General features: G+C 44.9%; 16 protein-coding genes and 1 other annotated feature. Of the genes, 8 read left to right on the top strand and 8 right to left on the bottom strand.

Features of this window, described 5'->3' with window-relative positions:
- Positions 1-5 precede the first annotated feature (5 nt).
- The 3 genes from rluB to rnm form a co-directional block, all read right to left on the bottom strand.
- On the bottom strand, positions 6-1,034 hold the full coding sequence (gene rluB / locus BCU75_RS01400) for a 23S rRNA pseudouridine(2605) synthase RluB (protein WP_102472735.1): 1,029 nt from the start codon (positions 1,032-1,034) through the stop codon (positions 6-8).
- A 159-nt stretch (positions 1,035-1,193) separates the two neighbouring features.
- Entirely contained in the window at positions 1,194-1,814 is a 621-nt protein-coding gene (locus tag BCU75_RS01395) for an L-threonylcarbamoyladenylate synthase (protein WP_017076369.1), read from the bottom strand.
- Positions 1,815-1,869: 55 nt separating this feature from the next.
- Positions 1,870-2,739 (bottom strand): RNase RNM, encoded by an 870-nt coding sequence (gene rnm, locus BCU75_RS01390; RefSeq protein ID WP_102472734.1) that lies wholly within the window; start codon positions 2,737-2,739, stop codon positions 1,870-1,872.
- Positions 2,740-2,859: 120 nt separating this feature from the next.
- Here rnm and BCU75_RS01385 point away from each other — a divergent pair, with 120 nt between their 5' ends.
- The 7 genes from BCU75_RS01385 (at position 2,860) to trpA (ending at position 10,053) form a co-directional block, all read left to right on the top strand.
- Positions 2,860-2,985 (top strand): trp operon leader peptide, encoded by a 126-nt coding sequence (locus tag BCU75_RS01385; RefSeq protein ID WP_017094477.1) that lies wholly within the window; start codon positions 2,860-2,862, stop codon positions 2,983-2,985.
- Positions 2,932-3,046, top strand: a sequence feature (Trp leader region). Its footprint overlaps the gene before it by 54 nt.
- A gap of 125 nt (positions 3,047-3,171) precedes the next feature.
- Entirely contained in the window at positions 3,172-4,761 is a 1,590-nt protein-coding gene (locus BCU75_RS01380) for an anthranilate synthase component 1 (RefSeq protein ID WP_102472733.1), read from the top strand.
- A gap of 2 nt (positions 4,762-4,763) precedes the next feature.
- Positions 4,764-5,390, top strand: a complete 627-nt coding sequence (locus BCU75_RS01375; RefSeq protein WP_004729794.1) for an aminodeoxychorismate/anthranilate synthase component II — start codon at positions 4,764-4,766, stop codon at positions 5,388-5,390.
- Positions 5,391-5,399: 9 nt separating this feature from the next.
- The gene (gene trpD, locus BCU75_RS01370; protein WP_102472732.1) at positions 5,400-6,395 is read left to right on the top strand and encodes an anthranilate phosphoribosyltransferase; all 996 of its coding nucleotides are present in this window, start codon (positions 5,400-5,402) and stop codon (positions 6,393-6,395) included.
- 20 nt (positions 6,396-6,415) lie between these two features.
- Positions 6,416-7,867: a bifunctional indole-3-glycerol-phosphate synthase TrpC/phosphoribosylanthranilate isomerase TrpF gene (gene trpCF, locus BCU75_RS01365; protein WP_102472731.1), complete on the top strand. Its 1,452-nt coding sequence runs from the start codon at positions 6,416-6,418 to the stop codon at positions 7,865-7,867.
- 189 nt (positions 7,868-8,056) lie between these two features.
- Positions 8,057-9,247, top strand: a complete 1,191-nt coding sequence (gene trpB / locus BCU75_RS01360; protein ID WP_010438034.1) for a tryptophan synthase subunit beta — start codon at positions 8,057-8,059, stop codon at positions 9,245-9,247.
- Positions 9,247-10,053, top strand: coding sequence for a tryptophan synthase subunit alpha (trpA, locus tag BCU75_RS01355; protein WP_017080965.1), 807 nt, complete (start codon positions 9,247-9,249; stop codon positions 10,051-10,053). Before trpB ends, trpA begins: the two co-directional genes overlap by 1 nt.
- 116 nt (positions 10,054-10,169) lie before the next feature.
- Here trpA and BCU75_RS01350 read toward each other — a convergent pair whose 3' ends face one another.
- The gene (locus tag BCU75_RS01350) at positions 10,170-10,967 is read right to left on the bottom strand and encodes a slipin family protein (RefSeq protein ID WP_102472730.1); all 798 of its coding nucleotides are present in this window, start codon (positions 10,965-10,967) and stop codon (positions 10,170-10,172) included.
- A gap of 82 nt (positions 10,968-11,049) precedes the next feature.
- The gene (locus tag BCU75_RS01345) at positions 11,050-12,456 is read right to left on the bottom strand and encodes an NfeD family protein (protein ID WP_102472729.1); all 1,407 of its coding nucleotides are present in this window, start codon (positions 12,454-12,456) and stop codon (positions 11,050-11,052) included.
- A 410-nt stretch (positions 12,457-12,866) separates the two neighbouring features.
- On the opposite strand from BCU75_RS01345, the gene BCU75_RS01340 reads away from it, so the two are divergent.
- Positions 12,867-14,186: a dicarboxylate/amino acid:cation symporter gene (locus tag BCU75_RS01340; protein WP_339385704.1), complete on the top strand. Its 1,320-nt coding sequence runs from the start codon at positions 12,867-12,869 to the stop codon at positions 14,184-14,186.
- A gap of 102 nt (positions 14,187-14,288) precedes the next feature.
- Here BCU75_RS01340 and BCU75_RS01335 read toward each other — a convergent pair whose 3' ends face one another.
- The 3 genes from BCU75_RS01335 to BCU75_RS01325 form a co-directional block, all read right to left on the bottom strand.
- Complete coding sequence (locus tag BCU75_RS01335; RefSeq protein ID WP_017078210.1) at positions 14,289-15,596, bottom strand: TRAP transporter large permease; 1,308 nt, start codon at positions 15,594-15,596, stop codon at positions 14,289-14,291.
- A gap of 21 nt (positions 15,597-15,617) precedes the next feature.
- Positions 15,618-16,097, bottom strand: coding sequence for a TRAP transporter small permease (locus BCU75_RS01330; protein WP_017094468.1), 480 nt, complete (start codon positions 16,095-16,097; stop codon positions 15,618-15,620).
- Positions 16,098-16,164: 67 nt separating this feature from the next.
- Positions 16,165-17,124: a TRAP transporter substrate-binding protein gene (locus tag BCU75_RS01325; protein ID WP_017076380.1), complete on the bottom strand. Its 960-nt coding sequence runs from the start codon at positions 17,122-17,124 to the stop codon at positions 16,165-16,167.
- Positions 17,125-17,340: the final 216 nt, after the last annotated feature.

The following is a 17,340-nucleotide window of genomic DNA, read 5'->3' as shown; positions in this document are numbered from 1 at the left end:
TGTAATTACTTACGTGATCTTGGCTTAGCCGGTTTAGCCGGGCGTCCGTTGTTCAGTTTAGGCTTTTTAGTAGCCTGAGGTTTGCCATTGCTCGCTGGAGCACTACGGCCTGAATCAGGTGTTGTAGTACCGCGAGTTGCAGGCTTCTTACGCTTAGTCTGGTTACTACGGCCTTTGGGAGCATTTGCACGCTCTTCGTGACGCTTAACAGCACGACGAATTTTCTGGCTACGAGAACGCTCACGCTTACGAGAAGTGTTTGCAGGATCAAGATCCAACAATGTCTCTTTTTCTGGTTGAAGCTCAACAAGCTCACGCAAGTAGTTTACTTCTTGAAGATCTAGCTCTTTCCAACCGCCACGAGGTAGTTTCTTATCAAGGTAGATATCACCGTAACGTACACGTTTCAGACGGCTTACTGTTGTTTCTTGTGATTCCCAAAGACGACGAACCTCACGGTTACGACCTTCGTTAATCGCTACGTAGAAAGTATGGTTCATACCTTCACCGCCAGCGTAAACCACGTCTTCGAAACGAGCCATACCATCTTCAAGTTGAACGCCACGAGTCACGTTCTTAACTTTTTGCTCTGTTACTTCGCCAAATACACGTACTAGGTACTCACGTTCAACTTGACGGCTTGGGTGCATTAGGCGGTTTGCTAGTTCACCATCGGTTGTGAACAACAGTAGGCCTGATGTGTTTGCATCAAGACGACCAACTGAAATCCAACGAGAACCACGGATCTTAGGTAGACGATCGAAAACAGTACGGCGACCTTCAGGATCGTGACGAGTACAAAGCTCACCTTCCGGCTTGTAGTAAGCAAGTACACGACAAACCACTTCTTCAGAGGCTTTGCCTGTAATAGTGTGGCCATCAATACGGATCACTGAGTTCTCGTCTTCAAGACGCTCACCCAATTTCGCAACTTGACCGTTAACACTTACACGACCAGATTTGATTAAACCTTCTAGTTCACGACGAGAACCATGACCAGCTCGCGCTAAAACCTTCTGTAATTTTTCGCTCATTTACTCTTTTCTACCTAATTGTCGTCTTCACAGACGTCGAATGAATTTTTCGCGACCAAATCGCGGTCGCGTATTATCGCAAATAACCTGCCAAAAAGCACTTGTTATTTACTCTGGCAGGTTTGCTGTTTCGTTACAGACTGTTAATCAGTAACGCTATTATTCAAACGGCGCTGGATCACCGGCACCACGACGTAAAACAACGGCGTCATCGTCACTGAAGTCAATAACCGTAGTCGGTTGCTCACCTAAGTAGCCGCCATTCAAAATGACATCAACCGCATGCTCTAGGCTGTCGCGAATTTCTTCTGGATCCGATTCAGTTGTCTCGTTACCCGGAAGAATTAGAGACGTCGACATCAATGGCTCACCCATTGCTTCCAACAGGTCAAGTGCAATCTTGTTGTCTGGGACACGAATACCAATCGTTTTACGTTTCGCGTTCATCAAACGCTTCGGCACTTCTTTGGTTGCTTTGAAGATAAACGTGTAAGCACCGGGCGTGTGCGCCTTAAGTAAACGGAAAGCAACGTTATCAACTCGTGCATACAGTGACAACTCAGAAAGATCACGGCATAACAACGTGAAATTGTGCTTATCATCGATTCGACGAATTTTACAGATGCGTTCAAGTGCTTGTTTATTTTCAAGCTGACAGCCCAGCGCATAACCGGAATCTGTTGGATAAACCACCACACCACCACTACGAATAATCGCAACAGCTTGAGTAATTAAGCGCGCTTGTGGGTTATCTGGGTGTACATAAAAAAACTGGCTCATTGTTGATCCTCGTTATCGAATCTCTCGACTCTATCATCAGAAGGAGCTGGTTCACCTAAATACTGTCATCGGTATCAATTGGTGAAACCGTTTGAAACTCCCAATCTTTCCATACTTCTTCGACCCCAGAAGGTAGCCAGAGATTACGTCCAAGCTCCATCCATGGGGATGGATAATGGAAGTCACTGCCTTGGGAGGCTAATAGTTTGTATTGTATAGCATAATCCGCAAGTGTGCGTCTTTCTTGTTGCGCTTGCTGAGGCTGAGCGACTTCCATAGCGTCACCTTTTGCTTCAACAAATGCAGCTAACAGACGCTTAACCCACTTAGCTGTTAAGCCATATCGGCCGGGGTGAGCTAATACGGCTTGACCACCAGCAGCATGAATTGCAGTTACAGCATCACTCATTGAACACCACGTTGGCGGCACATAACCTGGGTTATTGCGAGTCAGAAACTTTTTAAACACCTGCTGCATGGTTTTTGCGTAGCCGTTATCGACTAACCACTTAGCAAAGTGAGCACGAGTGATAGGCGCATCACCAGCTATCAACTTAACTTCTTCTAGCAACCCTTCACGAGTCGCTTTCTCGAGTCGTTGAGCAATCATCTCTGCACGCCCAATACGATGAAGCTTTTGTTGTTCTATTAACGCTTTCAATTCTGGTGATTCAGGATCGACGTTTAACCCAACAATATGGATATCTTTGTTTTGCCAAACGGTTGAGATCTCGATGCCGTTAATCAACTGGATAGGAAGGTTGTTATCAGCAATATAGCTGCGTGCTTCAGCAAGCCCATCAGTCGTATCATGATCTGTAATCGCTAACGCTTCGATGTTAAAGCCTAGCGCTCGGTCAATCAGTTCAGGTGGAGTAAGTCGGCCATCTGAGGCTGTTGTATGACTATGTAGATCAATTCTCATATATTCTTTTTCATTGTTTTCAATTTTTATCGTTATATTTGTGTCAACGCACTTGACCTGCAAGCGCAAAACTAGTTAACTAGTACACAAATACGAAGTATCACATTTGATAGGTTCACCATGTTACAAGAATTTAACCAAAACCATAAAGATAAAGTTTTAGAACTTTCTTCAGTAGAAGCAAGTTCAGAGCTTAATTGGTGGCGCACTTGGACAAATTCTTGGTGGGCTAACGTGTACTTCTAGTTAAACAGTTTGTTTATAAAAAAGTTATCACTAAGCCCGCTTTAATAGCGGGCTTTTTAATTTGTCGAACATCTCACATTCAACTGACTAACAAATCATCGAATTGACCATATTCTAGATTGGGTGAAAGGTATCTTTATGCGACTATGTACGGCAGGAAATTTAAAGAATCATAAAGGAGGTCTTGTGAACAAGGCCATTGAAATCAAAAAGCTGGGAACCATTGAGGTCATCAATTCCTTAGTTCCTTACTCGCAAGATCCAACCAGCGTTTTTCATACTTTGTGTGAAAACAAAACAGACAGTCTGTTGTTGGAATCTGCTGAGATTGAATCTAAACAGAACCTGACAAGCCTACTCCTTATCGACTCTGCTGTTCGCATCGTATGTCGCGGACATGAAGTAACCTTCCAAGCATTGACTGAAAATGGTCAAGCGCTTATCGAACATCTCACTCAAAACGTTAAAGCAGAAATTGAATCTGACCTTACCGATAACGTTTTGACGCTGACTTTTGTCGAGCCAAGCAACGAATTAGATGAAGACTCACGTTTAAGAGAAGCTTCTTCATTCGATGCACTGCGTTTGGTTCAACACAGCTTTGAGCAAGACGCTGATAACAAGCACGCGTTATTCATGGCGGGCCTATTCGCTTACGACATCGTGGCGAACTTTGAACCGCTAGGCGATGCAGAAGCAACCAACAACTGCCCTGACTTTGTTTTCTACGTTGCTGAAACACTATTGCGTTTCGATCACCAAGAGAACGAAGGTCTGCTTCACGCCAGCTTGTTCACTCAAGATGAAAACATCAGAACACAATTAACTGAGCGTCTAGCTGACATTCAGACACAATGTCAGTCACTGAAAGCCATCACAGAAGTAACGCCGCTCGACAATGTTGAAGCTGTACCAAGTGTTTCAGATGAAGACTTCTGCCAAACTGTTCGTAACTTAAAAGAGTACGTCGTTAAAGGCGATGTATTCCAAGTTGTACCTTCACGCCGCTTCACGCTGCCTTGCCCTGCTCCACTAGCAGCGTACAAAGAACTCAAGCAAAGTAACCCAAGCCCTTACATGTTCTACATGCAAGATGAGCTGTTTACTTTGTTTGGTGCATCTCCAGAAAGCGCGCTGAAGTACGAAACTGAAACCAACCAAATCGAAATTTACCCAATTGCTGGTACTCGTCGTCGTGGTAAGCGCCCGAATGGCCAAATTGATTTCGACCTAGATAGCCGCATTGAACTTGAACTGCGTACCGACAAGAAAGAAAACGCTGAGCACATGATGCTAGTCGACCTAGCTCGTAACGATGTGGCACGTATTGCAGAAGCCGGCACTCGCCACGTAGCAGACTTGCTGAAAGTTGATCGCTACAGCCATGTAATGCACTTGGTTTCTCGTGTTGTTGGTCAGCTACGTGAAGACTTAGATGCTCTGCACGCTTACCAAGCTTGTATGAACATGGGCACGCTAACGGGCGCACCAAAAATCCGCGCAATGCAGCTTATTCGTGACGTAGAAAAAACGCGTCGTGGTAGCTACGGTGGTGCAGTCGGTTATCTAACCGGTGAAGGCACGTTAGATACGTGTATCGTGATTCGTTCTGCTTACGTTGAAGATGGCGTAGCACAAGTACAAGCGGGCGCGGGCGTGGTGTTCGACTCAGACCCACAAGCAGAAGCAGATGAAACTCGTGGCAAAGCTCAAGCGGTCATCTCAGCGATTCAAGCTGCACATACTAAAAGCATCTCTAACAAGAAGGAGTCGTAATCATGGCTGATATTGTATTCATCGATAACTTCGACTCGTTCACTTACAACCTTGTAGACCAATTTCGTTCATTAGGTCACAGCGTAAAAATTTACCGTAACAACATTCCTGCAAAAGTAGTTGAAGCGGCGATCAACGAACTAGACAACCCTGTTGCACTGCTTTCACCAGGCCCTGGCGCTCCAGCGGATGCGGGCTGCATGCCTGAGCTAATTCAGCTGCTAAAAGGCAAAGTGCCAATGATTGGTATTTGCTTAGGCCACCAAGCGATTGTTGAAGCCTACGGCGGCACCGTTGCAGGCGCTGGCGAAATCATTCATGGTAAGGTGTCGATGATGGAACACCAAAACCATGCGACTTACCAAGGCTTACCTTCGCCGCTGGCTATCGCTCGTTACCACTCTTTAGTGGCAACGCATGTATCCGATAGCCTAACAGTGACCGCTGAAGTCGATGATTTGGTAATGTCTGTAGTTCAAGAACAAGACAAGGTTTGTGGATTCCAATTCCACCCTGAATCGATTATGACGACCTACGGTGCAACGCTTCTAGCGAACGCTATCGAATGGGCTCTTGAGAAACCTCTTCATCTAGAGAAAAGCTCTACTCTTGATAAAAAGACTAACTAGGAAACGATCATGGAACAGATTAATAAACTTTACGAACAACAGTCTCTTACTCAAGAAGAAAGCCAACAACTGTTTGATGTGATCATCAAGGGCGAACTAAACCCAATTTTGATGGCTTCCGCGCTAACTGCACTAAAAATCAAAGGCGAAACGCCCGATGAGATCGCTGGCGCAGCAAAAGCACTGCTTGCCAATGCAAACCCGTTCCCACGTCCTGATTACGATTTTGCAGACATCGTAGGTACAGGTGGCGACGGTCATGACACCATCAACATTTCTACAACTTCTGCATTTGTAGCAGCAGCGTGTGGTTTAAAAATAGCTAAGCACGGCAACCGCAGCGTATCGAGCAAATCAGGCTCTTCTGACTTACTAGATTCGTTCGGTATTAACCTAGCAATGACAGCAGAAGACACTCGTACTGCAGTCGACGAGCTTGGCGTTGCATTCCTATTTGCTCCGCAATATCACGTCGGTGTACGTCATGCGATGCCTGTTCGTCAAACTATGAAAACACGTACTATCTTCAACATCCTTGGCCCACTGATTAACCCTGCTCGCCCTAACATCGAGCTAATGGGTGTTTACAGCAAAGAGCTAGTACGCCCTATCGCGGAAACCATGCTGCAAATGGGCATGAAGCGTGCTGCCGTTGTACACGGTAGCGGCCTTGATGAAGTGGCTATTCATGGCGAGACAATCGTTGCTGAAATTAAAGATGGCGAGATTCACGAGTACACAGTGACACCGGCAGACTTTGGCCTGAACACTCACCCTCTTGAAGCAATCAAGGGCGGCGAGCCAGAAGAGAACAAAGCCATCACAACAGATATCCTGACGGGTAAAGGCACAGATGCTCAAGTTGGCGCTGTGGCAGTCAACGTTGCTCTGCTGATGCGTCTATTTGGTCACGAAGATCTAAAAGCCAACACACAGCAAGCGATTGACGCGATGAACTCTGGCAAAGCGTACGAGCTTGTACAAAAGCTTGCTGCACACGCCTAACGAACGACGAGACAAAGAACATGACACAGACTACCGATAAATTGTCGACCCACGTTTCAGTCAAAGAAGCTGAAATGGCGGAAGTATTAGCAAAAATCGTTCGTGATAAATACCAATGGGTTGAAGCGCGTAAGCAGACTCAACCATTGGACGAGTTTAAAGCGGCGTTAACCGCAACTGACCGCAGTTTTTATGATGCTCTGAGCGGCGAACAAACCGTTTTCATCACTGAGTGTAAAAAGGCATCTCCGTCAAAAGGTTTGATCCGTGACGAGTTTGATTTGGACTACATTGCATCGGTGTACAACAACCACGCCAACGCAATTTCAGTGCTGACAGACGAGAAATACTTCCAAGGTGACTTCGAGTTTTTACCTAAGGTTCGTAGCATTGCTAAGCAGCCTATCCTATGTAAAGACTTCATGGTTGATACCTACCAGGTTTACTTAGCTCGTCACTACTCTGCTGATGCTATCTTGTTGATGCTATCGGTATTGGATGACGAAGAGTACAAAGCACTGGCGGAAGTTGCTCACTCACTCAACATGGGTGTACTAACTGAAGTCAGTAACGAAGAAGAGCTTCACCGCGCAGTCGCTCTAAACGCTAGAGTGATCGGCATTAATAACCGTAACCTACGTGACCTTTCGACTGACTTGAACCGTACTAAAGAGCTGGCTCCGCTTGTTCGTGAGTTGGCACCCAACGCGGTGGTGATTTCAGAATCGGGCATCTACACACATCAACAAGTACGTGACCTTTCAACATTTGCAGATGGCTTCCTAATCGGCAGTTCTCTGATGGCTGAAAAGAACCTTGAACTCGCAGTGCGCAAAGTAACGCTCGGTGAAAACAAGGTGTGTGGTTTAACTCACTCTGACGATGCAGCGAAAGCGTATCAAGCGGGTGCAGTATTCGGTGGTTTGATTTTCGTTGAAGCGTCTAAGCGTCATGTGGATATCGAAGCTGCTCGTTTAACCATGAGCGGCGCACCTCTGAACTACGTGGGTGTGTTCCAAAATCATAGCGTTACTGACGTTGCTAACACAGTTTCTGAACTAGGTCTGTTTGCGGTGCAACTGCACGGCGATGAGTCTCAAGCATTTGTCGATGAGTTAAAACAATCACTACCTGAAAACGTTGAGATTTGGAAAGCTTACGGTGTTGCTTGCAGTACTGAAAACGGCGCTGAAAGTGCGCTACCAGAATTACTTCAAAGCAACGTGACTCGTCACCTGTTAGATACTAAAGTGGGTTCTCAAACGGGTGGTACAGGCCAAGCGTTCGATTGGAGCCTAATCAACAACCAAAGCGCAGTCATGTTAGCGGGTGGCCTAAACCCAGAAAACGCTAACCAAGCGGCTAAGTTGGGTTGTTTAGGGCTAGACCTAAACTCTGGCGTTGAATCGGCTCCAGGTAACAAAGACGCAGACAAGCTGCAACGCGCTTTTGCTGCGATTCGTAATTACTAGTCCGGCTTCTAGAACTTAAACCTGGAACCCAGAGCTTAGAGCTTAGAGCTTAGAGCTTAGAGCTTAGAAAATAGAAAGCTAGAAAGCAGAGACGAAAAACAAATTTGTGAGCTTTGCCTTTTGCGAAGCTCAAACAAGATTAAATGACTTGGTGTGAATACACATCGATAGAATTGAAGGAATAACACAATGGCTAAACTCGATGCCTACTTTGGTGAATACGGTGGTCAATACGTACCGCAGATCCTAGTGCCAGCACTAGACCAACTAGAACAAGCATTTATCGATGCACAAGCTGATCCTGAGTTCCGCAGCGAATTCATGACGCTTTTGCAAGAGTACGCAGGTCGTCCAACGGCACTAACGCTAACGCGTAACCTGACTAAAGGTACAAAAACCAAACTGTACCTAAAGCGTGAAGATCTCCTTCACGGCGGCGCTCACAAGACAAACCAAGTTCTTGGCCAAGCATTGCTAGCAAAACGCATGGGTAAGCAGGAAATCATCGCTGAAACTGGCGCAGGGCAACACGGTGTAGCAACAGCTCTAGCATGTGCTCTATTAGGTCTTAAGTGTCGTGTTTACATGGGTGCAAAAGACGTTGAACGTCAAAGCCCTAACGTGTTCCGTATGAAGCTAATGGGTGCAGAGGTTATCCCTGTTCATTCTGGCTCTTCAACACTAAAAGATGCATGTAACGAAGCGCTACGTGACTGGTCTGCAACTTATGAAGACGCGCACTACCTATTGGGTACTGCAGCGGGTCCTCACCCATTTCCAACGATTGTTCGTGATTTCCAACGCATGATTGGTGAAGAAACGAAGAACCAAATCCTAGCTCGTGAAGGTCGCCTTCCGGATGCGGTTATCGCTTGTGTTGGCGGTGGTTCAAACGCTATCGGTATGTTCGCTGATTTCATTGAAGAAGAATCTGTTCGCCTGATCGGTGTAGAGCCTGCAGGTAAAGGTATTGATACCGACCAACACGGCGCGCCACTTAAGCATGGTAAAACCGGTATCTTCTTCGGAATGAAAGCACCACTGATGCAAGATGAGAATGGCCAAGTAGAAGAGTCTTACTCTGTATCTGCGGGTCTAGATTTCCCATCAGTTGGTCCTCAACACGCGCACCTAAATGCTATTGGCCGCGCAGAATACGACAACGTGACCGATGATGAAGCGCTAGAAGCCTTCCAATTGATTGCACGCAAAGAAGGTATTATCGCAGCACTAGAGTCATCTCATGCTGTGGCTCACGCTGTTAAAATGGCTCACGACGACCCAGAGAAAGAACAGCTATTAGTCGTTAACTTATCTGGTCGTGGTGACAAAGATATTTTCTCTGTACACGACATTCTTAAAGAGAAAGGAGCATTATAATGGATCGCTATCAATCACTCTTCACTCGCTTAGCTGAAAAGAATCAGGGCGCATTTGTACCATTCGTAACGGTTGGCGATCCTAACCCTGAGCAGTCTCTTAAGATCATGGAAACCTTGGTTGAAGCGGGTGCTGATGCTCTTGAGCTTGGTATTCCATTCTCAGATCCGCTTGCAGATGGACCAACAATCCAAGGCGCAAATATTCGTGCGTTAGATTCAAAAGTAACACCCGATGTGTGTTTTGATCTTATTGGTCAAATTCGTGCTAAATACCCAGAGCTACCAATCGGCCTACTGATGTACGCAAATTTGGTTTACGCACGTGGTATAGAAAATTTTTACGAACGCTGCGCAAAAGCAGGTATCGATTCAGTACTTATTGCTGATGTACCAACCAACGAGAGTGGCGAGTTTGTTGCGGCAGCTAAGAAGTTTGGCGTTCACCCAATCTTTATTGCTCCACCAACAGCAAGCGATGAAACACTTCAATCAGTTTCTGAGCTAGGTGGCGGTTACACATACTTACTTTCTCGCTCAGGCGTAACGGGTGCAGAAACAAAAGCAAACATGCCTGTGACTGCCCTACTTGATCGTTTGAACAAGTTTGATGCGCCACCAGCACTGCTTGGTTTCGGTATCTCTGCTCCTGAACAAGTGAAAGAAGCGATTGTAGCTGGCGCTGCAGGTGCTATCTCTGGTTCAGCGGTTGTGAAAATCATTGAAAACAACGTTGAACAACCAGAAGCAATGCTTAAAGCACTTGCGGAGTTCGTAACGCCAATGAAAGCCGCTACGCAGAAATAATCGACGGTCATTAAATAGACGCTCGTAATCAATGGTCATTAAATAAAACCAATGACTCAAATAGTAAAAGGTTCCACAACTGTGGAGCCTTTTTTATTGCTTTTCATTTGAGCCAATCACTCATCGGCTTTCATCGCTTTCTTGATTGCTGCCTCATTGAGTGTCGTTTTGATCGGATCGGTTATCTTCTCGACCAGGTCGATCGGCATTGGGAATATGATTGTAGAGGTTCGCTCATTGGCTACTTCTGTTAGTGTTTGCATGTAACGTAGCTGAATCGCATTCGGCGCTTGATTAAGAACCTCTGCAGCCTCTTTCAGCTTGGTTGATGCTTCTAGTTCCCCTGTTGCATGGATCACCTTAGCTCGACGTGAACGTTCCGCCTCGGCTTGCTTAGCTAGAGCTCGCACCATACTGTCATCCAGATCCACATGCTTGATCTCGACATTGGCAATCTTGATCCCCCAATTATCGGTATGTTGATCCAAGATCGCTTGTAAGTCTCTATTGAGTTCTTCACGCTCAGATAACAGCTCATCCAACTCATGCTGACCAAGCACCGAACGCAGCGTCGTTTGTGACAGTTGACTGGTCGCTTCAAGATAGTTCTCCACGTTGTTGATCGCCATCTTCGGATCCAGTACTCGGAAATACACCACGGCATTCACCTTGACCGACACGTTATCGCGTGTGATCAAATCTTGTGTTGGAACATCCAACACGATAGTTCGTAGATCCACTCGTACAATTTGTTGGATAAAAGGAATGATGATAATCAACCCCGGCCCTTTGACACCGTAAAAGCGCCCAAGGAAAAACACCACTGCACGTTCATATTCGCGCAGTACTCTGAACATGCTGGCTATCAACAAGATAACGAGCACAATGACAATACCTATAGTGTGTATAAACATAACCGCCCCCTAATGGTAACGATGGTTAAGCAATTAATAATTCAATAACGTTTGTCCTAGCATTCCACACTAACAGTTCGTGCTAACCAGATTTCGATGATGTCTCATCGGGCAACACCTCAACATCCAAAGATAGCCCAGTCAGCTTGGTCACTCTAATAAGCTGCCCCGCTTGCAATTCACTCGCGCATTTGGCTTGCCAGATCTCACCTTCAACCAATACTCGACCCGCACCGGGGAAGCCGCTTACAACTTTGCCTGTGTCGCCGACAACCGCTTCCATCCCCGTAGTCACTGGCTTGTTTCTCACTCGAACTAACATGGATATAGTTATGACGATAAAGGCGACAGAGAACAAACTGATCCCAATGATTAGCGGCAATGCAATTTGATAACCCGGCACCTCAGTATCCATCAGCATGATTGAACCGAGCGTAAACGCAGCGACGCCACCTAAACCGAAAATACCGAAGCTCGGGCTAAAGGCCTCTGCGACCATTAAGGCAATTCCCAATAGGATTAAAGCAAGGCCTGCGTAACTCACCGGTAGCATTTGTAAAGAATACATCGCTAGTAACAGACAGATCCCTCCCAATACACCGGGTAAACCGACGCCGGGGTTATAGAATTCGAGTAACAAGCCATAGATACCAATCAGCATCAAAATATATGCAACGTTCGGGTTCGTGATCACCGAAAGCAAACTAAAGCGCCAGTCTTGTTCTCGCTCGACAAAAGCAACACCACTAAGTTGGACTTCCTGACTGACACCGTTGATGGTGACGGTGCGTCCGTTGCTCAGCTCAACCAATTGCTGAAGGTCGCTGGCAATAAAATCAATCACGTTAAGCGAGAGTGCATTCTCAGAATCCAAACTCGCCGCTTCTCTTACCGCTTTTTCTGCCCATTCTTCGTTACGTTTGTGCAGTTTAGCCAAACTGACAATGTAAGCCGCTGCATCATTGATGACTTTCTTTTCCATCGCAGTGGTGGCTGTTACTTGATCTGAGTTCTCTTGTTTCGTTGCGTCTTGCTCACTCGCAGAAGTGTTGTCGTCTTTATTGGTATCATCTTGAGGTGATAAGGGATTAGTCGGTGCTTTACCGCCACCAAGAGACACAGGGGTTGCTGCACCTAGATTAGTTCCGGGCGCCATGGAAGCAATATGGCTGGCAAGTAAAATATAGGTTCCGGCGCTCGCTGCTCTTGAACCCGCAGGCCCAACCCAAGTAGCTATCGGAATCGGTGACGTGGTGATGGATCGAATAATGTCACGCATCGACGAATCTAACCCACCGGGCGTGTTCATTTTCAAAATGATGAGCTTGGCTTGCTCATCGTGAGCTTGTTCTATTTCTCTAGTGAGGTAATCACTGGTCGCCGGACCTATCCCTCCGTTCACATCAATCACCCAGACATCATCGGCCTGAGCGAACACAGAGCTGAACAACAGAAGAAACGCAAACAAGTACTTTAATATAAAAGTCATAGCCCCTCTCCTTACAACTGAGATGCTAGATAGACGTTTTATTTAAAGCGCAGAGGTAACATCTTGGTAATAAATAGATACCTTAAGCATAGTTCAGGTTAAATTTCACACAACAAACATCTCATATCCTCCCTTTCTAGGTTTGTATGAAAAGTACTCATCAATGAAGATTAAATGTTAATAAAAATGAGTTATCAGAACCTCACGAAAAGCATTCACAAAATCACATCGATCAAACCTTTTATAAATTAAACAAATAACGCATCAACCTAAAACCAAGGCAAACGTTTGCTTTGGTATAAAAAAACACCTAATAGCGATTCAGCTCCGGTTTTTAAGAGACTTTCATCTCCACTCATATTGATAAATGTAAAGGATACGTGTAAAACTCGTCGCGAAATATTAATCCAATGGTACATCGTACATTGGTGAGTAGTTCTGGGATTTTTATATTTAGTAGCACAGAGGTTATGGAAGTGTTAAAAGAAAAGAGTTTACTAAGCAACATCGGCGTTCAAGTCGTTATTGCAATGATCATCGGTACCGCTGTCGGCGCGATGATGGGTGACAGCGCAACAATGTTCGCTCCACTGGGTGCTATCTTCATCAACTTGATCAAGATGCTGGTTATTCCTCTAGTCGCGGTTGCCTTAATTTCAGGTGCTGCTGGTCTAGGAAATAGCTCATCGGCTGGCAAAGTCGGTGTAACAACACTGGGTTACTTCGCACTAACGTCTGCACTTGCTGTAGCACTAGCGCTTGTAATGGGTGAAGTGTTCGAACCAGGTCGTGGTATCGATGTGTCTGGCGTTGAAGGTATGTTCTCTTCAGAATACGCTGCGAAAGGCGAGCTTCCAACGTTCTGGGCAACCATCACTGGCATGATCCCTACCAACGTTTTCCAATCATTGAATGAAGCAAACATTCTGCAAATTCTCGTTTTCTGCTTATTCTTTGGTATTGCGATTTCTAAACAAGCAAAAGAGAAACGTGACCCTATCATCAACGGTGTAAATGCTATCGTTGACGCTATGGTATGGATGATCAACAAGGTTATGATCATTGCACCACTTGGCGTATTCGGCCTAATGGCTGAAGCAGTAGGTACGTTTGGTTTTGGTGCGCTTATGGTCGTGTTCAAGCTGTTCATTGTTTACATCGCTGCGATTCTTATCTTCGGCTTTGTTGCTTATCCACTGATGATTCAAATCTTCACTAAGACTTCAGCTAAGAAGTTCCTAGTGGCAATGAAGAAGCCTCAAGCGGTTGCACTATCAACAGCATCTTCAATGGCGACACTACCAGTAACAATGGAAACGGTAGAGAAAGAACTTGGCGTTCGTAACTCTACGGCTTCATTCGTTCTGCCACTTGGTGCGACGATCAACATGTCTGGTAATGCAATTTACTACGGCCTAGTTGCTATCTTCTTCGCACAGCTGTTCAACATCGACCTATCTATGGGCGCTTACGTTGCTATCATCGTAACGTCAACTCTAGGCGCAGTTGGTCAAGCAGGTGTTCCAGGCCCTTCTTTCCTAGTGGTTGCGGTTCTTCTAGCAGCTGGTATCCCTATTGAAGGTCTACCTCTGTTGTTCGCTCTAGACCGTATCTTCGACATGATCCGTACTGCTCTAAACATCACTGGTGATGCAGCATGTGCAGTCATCGTTGATTCTCTAATCGAAGACGAAGCGAAAGAAGCTGAGCTACAAAAACAGCAAGCGTAATATTAAGCTTCAGTTTGATTGATAAATAAAAACCGCCTTCATGAGGCGGTTTTTTATTACGTGGCGATCAATATTCAGCCGGTAAATCGTACTCTTGTAAGGTTAATTGATTAATCCAAACGCACGAGGCAGAGCCAGACTAATTTCAGGAATAAAAGTAATGGCCAACAATGTGACGATCAATACGGCACAAAACGGCATGATACTTCTTATAACATTCTCAATCTTGGAACCACTGACACTACAACCTACAAATAGCGCCGTGCCAACGGGTGGCGTTGCAATACCAATACATAAGTTGAAGATAATCATCATCGCAAAGTGAATTGGATGCATACCTAAATGCTCAGCAATCGGCATAAAGATAGGGGTAAAGATCAATACGGCGGGCGTAAGATCCATAAACATACCCACAATCAGTAGAATCAGGTTCATCAGAATAAAGATGATAATCGGATTATCTGAAATAGAGAGCATCCAATCGCTGATCATGGTTGGTAGACCGGTAAACGCCATTGCCCATGACATGATGGTAGAAGCACCAATCAAGAACAGCATAATGCCAGTGACCTGAACCGTTTCTCTACAAATTATCGGGAAGTGCGCCCATTTGAGGGTTCGGTAACAGAGTGACAGTATAAAAGAGTATAGAACCGCTATACATGCCCCTTCTGTTGCAGTGAAAATACCACCAATAATACCGCCAATAACAACAACAATAAGCCCTAAGCTTGGCGTTGCTTGCCAAACAATATTCAGCACATCTTTTGCTGTGAAGCCGTCATTCGCACTTGTTTTGTAGCCTTTCTTTTTAGCGATAAAATAGGCGACGACCATACAACTTAAGCCCATTAAAATACCTGGAACATAACCTGCGATAAACAGCGCCGCAACGGATGTTCCGCCCGATACTACTGAAAATACGATCAATGAATTACTCGGCGGTATTAGTAAGCCTGCCGGGCAAGATGCAACGTTTACTGCTGTTGCTAAGTTTTTATCATAGCCATCTTTTTCTAATTCAGGGCCTAAGGTTTTGCCAACCGCAGCAGCTGCTGCAACGGCTGATCCTGAAACGGCGCCAAACATCATATTGGCGAAGATGTTCACGTGAAAAAGTGATCCCGGAATCCAACCAACCAAGAGCTTTGCAAGATTGATAAGCCGACTCGCGATGCCGCCCACATTCATTATATTCCCAGCAAGGATAAAGAAAGGGATGGCTAATAAACTGAAACTATCGATACCGGTAATGATTTTTTGACCCGCAGTAATACTGGCGACTTCAAACGGTAAGATGAAATACATGATCGTTAAAGATGACATGGCAATTGCAATCGCAATGGGCATGCTAATCGCGATCATGAATAAGAATAGGCCTAGCAGCCAAACACCAATGGACAAATCCATAATATAGAGTCCTTTTAAAACTTACTTTTTGTTGGGTTCACAAAAAAGATCAAACGTATTCATGACCAAATAGATGAGGATAATAACGGCTGAAATCGGCAATATTGAATAAACCGTCGACATCGGTAATTGCAGTGCTGGAGAGAGTTGTTGTGTGGTTCTTCCCATTAAGGCGATGCCACCTTGAAGCATTGCTAGAAATACAAATGCGCCAGAAATGAAATTGATGAGCACATGTAATGCGATATGTGCTTTACCCTTAAGATAACCATCCAATAACGTTATTGCTAAGTGTCCTTTGATACCGAATAAGTAGCTTGCTCCTAATAAGCCAAGCCATACCATCGCATAACGAGCAAGTTCATCAGTCCAGTTACTTGGATCATTCAAAACATAACGACTAAAGACCTGCCAAGTGACAGTAACGACAAGTAACATTAGTGCAAAAGAAGAGACAAAAAGAATCAGCCTATCAAGTAGGTTTCTGAAAGTTGCTAACATGGTGTGATACCTCAAAAAATTTTGCCTTAGCAAAGCCAAGGCAAAATTATATTTTCACTAAGACTGATTAAAGAGCTTCAATTTTTTCAATGAATGGCGCTAGTTTTGGATCTTTTTTCGCCTCATCAATCATAGGTTTAACAGCGGCACGGAAAGGGGCTTTATCAACTTCAACAAACGTTACGCCTTCTTTCATTCCTTTCTCTTTGTTCATGTCATCTGTTGCGTCCCAGATTTTGATCTGCTCTTCAAGAGACTCAGCAGCAGCTTCTTTTAAGATTTTTTGCTCTTCTGCCGTTAATGAACCCCATTTGTATTCAGAAATGATGATCACATCAGGCGTCATCATGTGCTGGTCCATAGAATAAAATTTGGCAACTTCACTGTGCTTCATTTCAACTAAGCTAGAAATATTATTTTCAGCACCGTCAATTACGCCTTGTTGCAGCGCCGTGTATACCTCATTGAAGGGTACAGGCGTTGCTTTACCGCCCAATAGGTTGACCATTTCCATCATGGTTGGAGAACCAGGAACTCGAACTTTCATGCCAGCTAGATCAGCTGGTGAGTTAATGGCTTTTTTAGCGTAGAAGCTACGTGTGCCTGAATCATAAAATGTAAGACCGATGAAGCCTTTACCTTCACTTGAAAGCAACATCTCTTGTGCTGCTTCACTTCGCATGAACGTTCTCATATGTGGAACGTCACGGAATAAGAAAGGCAGTGCATTAACTTTAAACGTTGGTTCAAAAGACTCAGCTAACCCACCATTGATTTTAGCCATATCAATCGCGCCAGTAACAACTTGCTCCGCTTGGTCACGTTCAGAGCCTAATTGACCGTTTGGAAAGATCTTAATCGTAAGGTCACCATTCGATTTTTCTTTAACTTTATCAGCCATGATCACCATGCCTTGGTGAGCTGCGCTTTCTAGTGACATTGCATGCCCTAAGGTCAAAGTTTTTGCTTGAGCGCCAAATGCCATAAGAATTGAAGCCGCTGCAATCGTCAGTAGGTGTTTTTTCATGTTCTTCTCCAGAATCCATTTTTGTAAGAGGTACAGTTTGTATATGGCGCGTTATAGCTGAGCTTGAAATCTAACGTTCAATTGCATATTGCTCATAACTGTAACGCTTCATTACAATATTCTTACCTTTATGGTTTTTGTATTACAATAAGATGTGACAATAGTGTGGTCTGAAGCTCATTAATCAATCAGAGAGATGATTCGATTGTGATATCA

This window comes from Vibrio splendidus (genome assembly GCF_002873455.1).
In the GTDB taxonomy this organism is placed as follows: Bacteria; Pseudomonadota; Gammaproteobacteria; order Enterobacterales; family Vibrionaceae; genus Vibrio; species Vibrio splendidus_J.
Note: the sequence above shows the minus strand (reverse complement) of the source record. Positions and strands in the feature narration are given on the sequence as shown.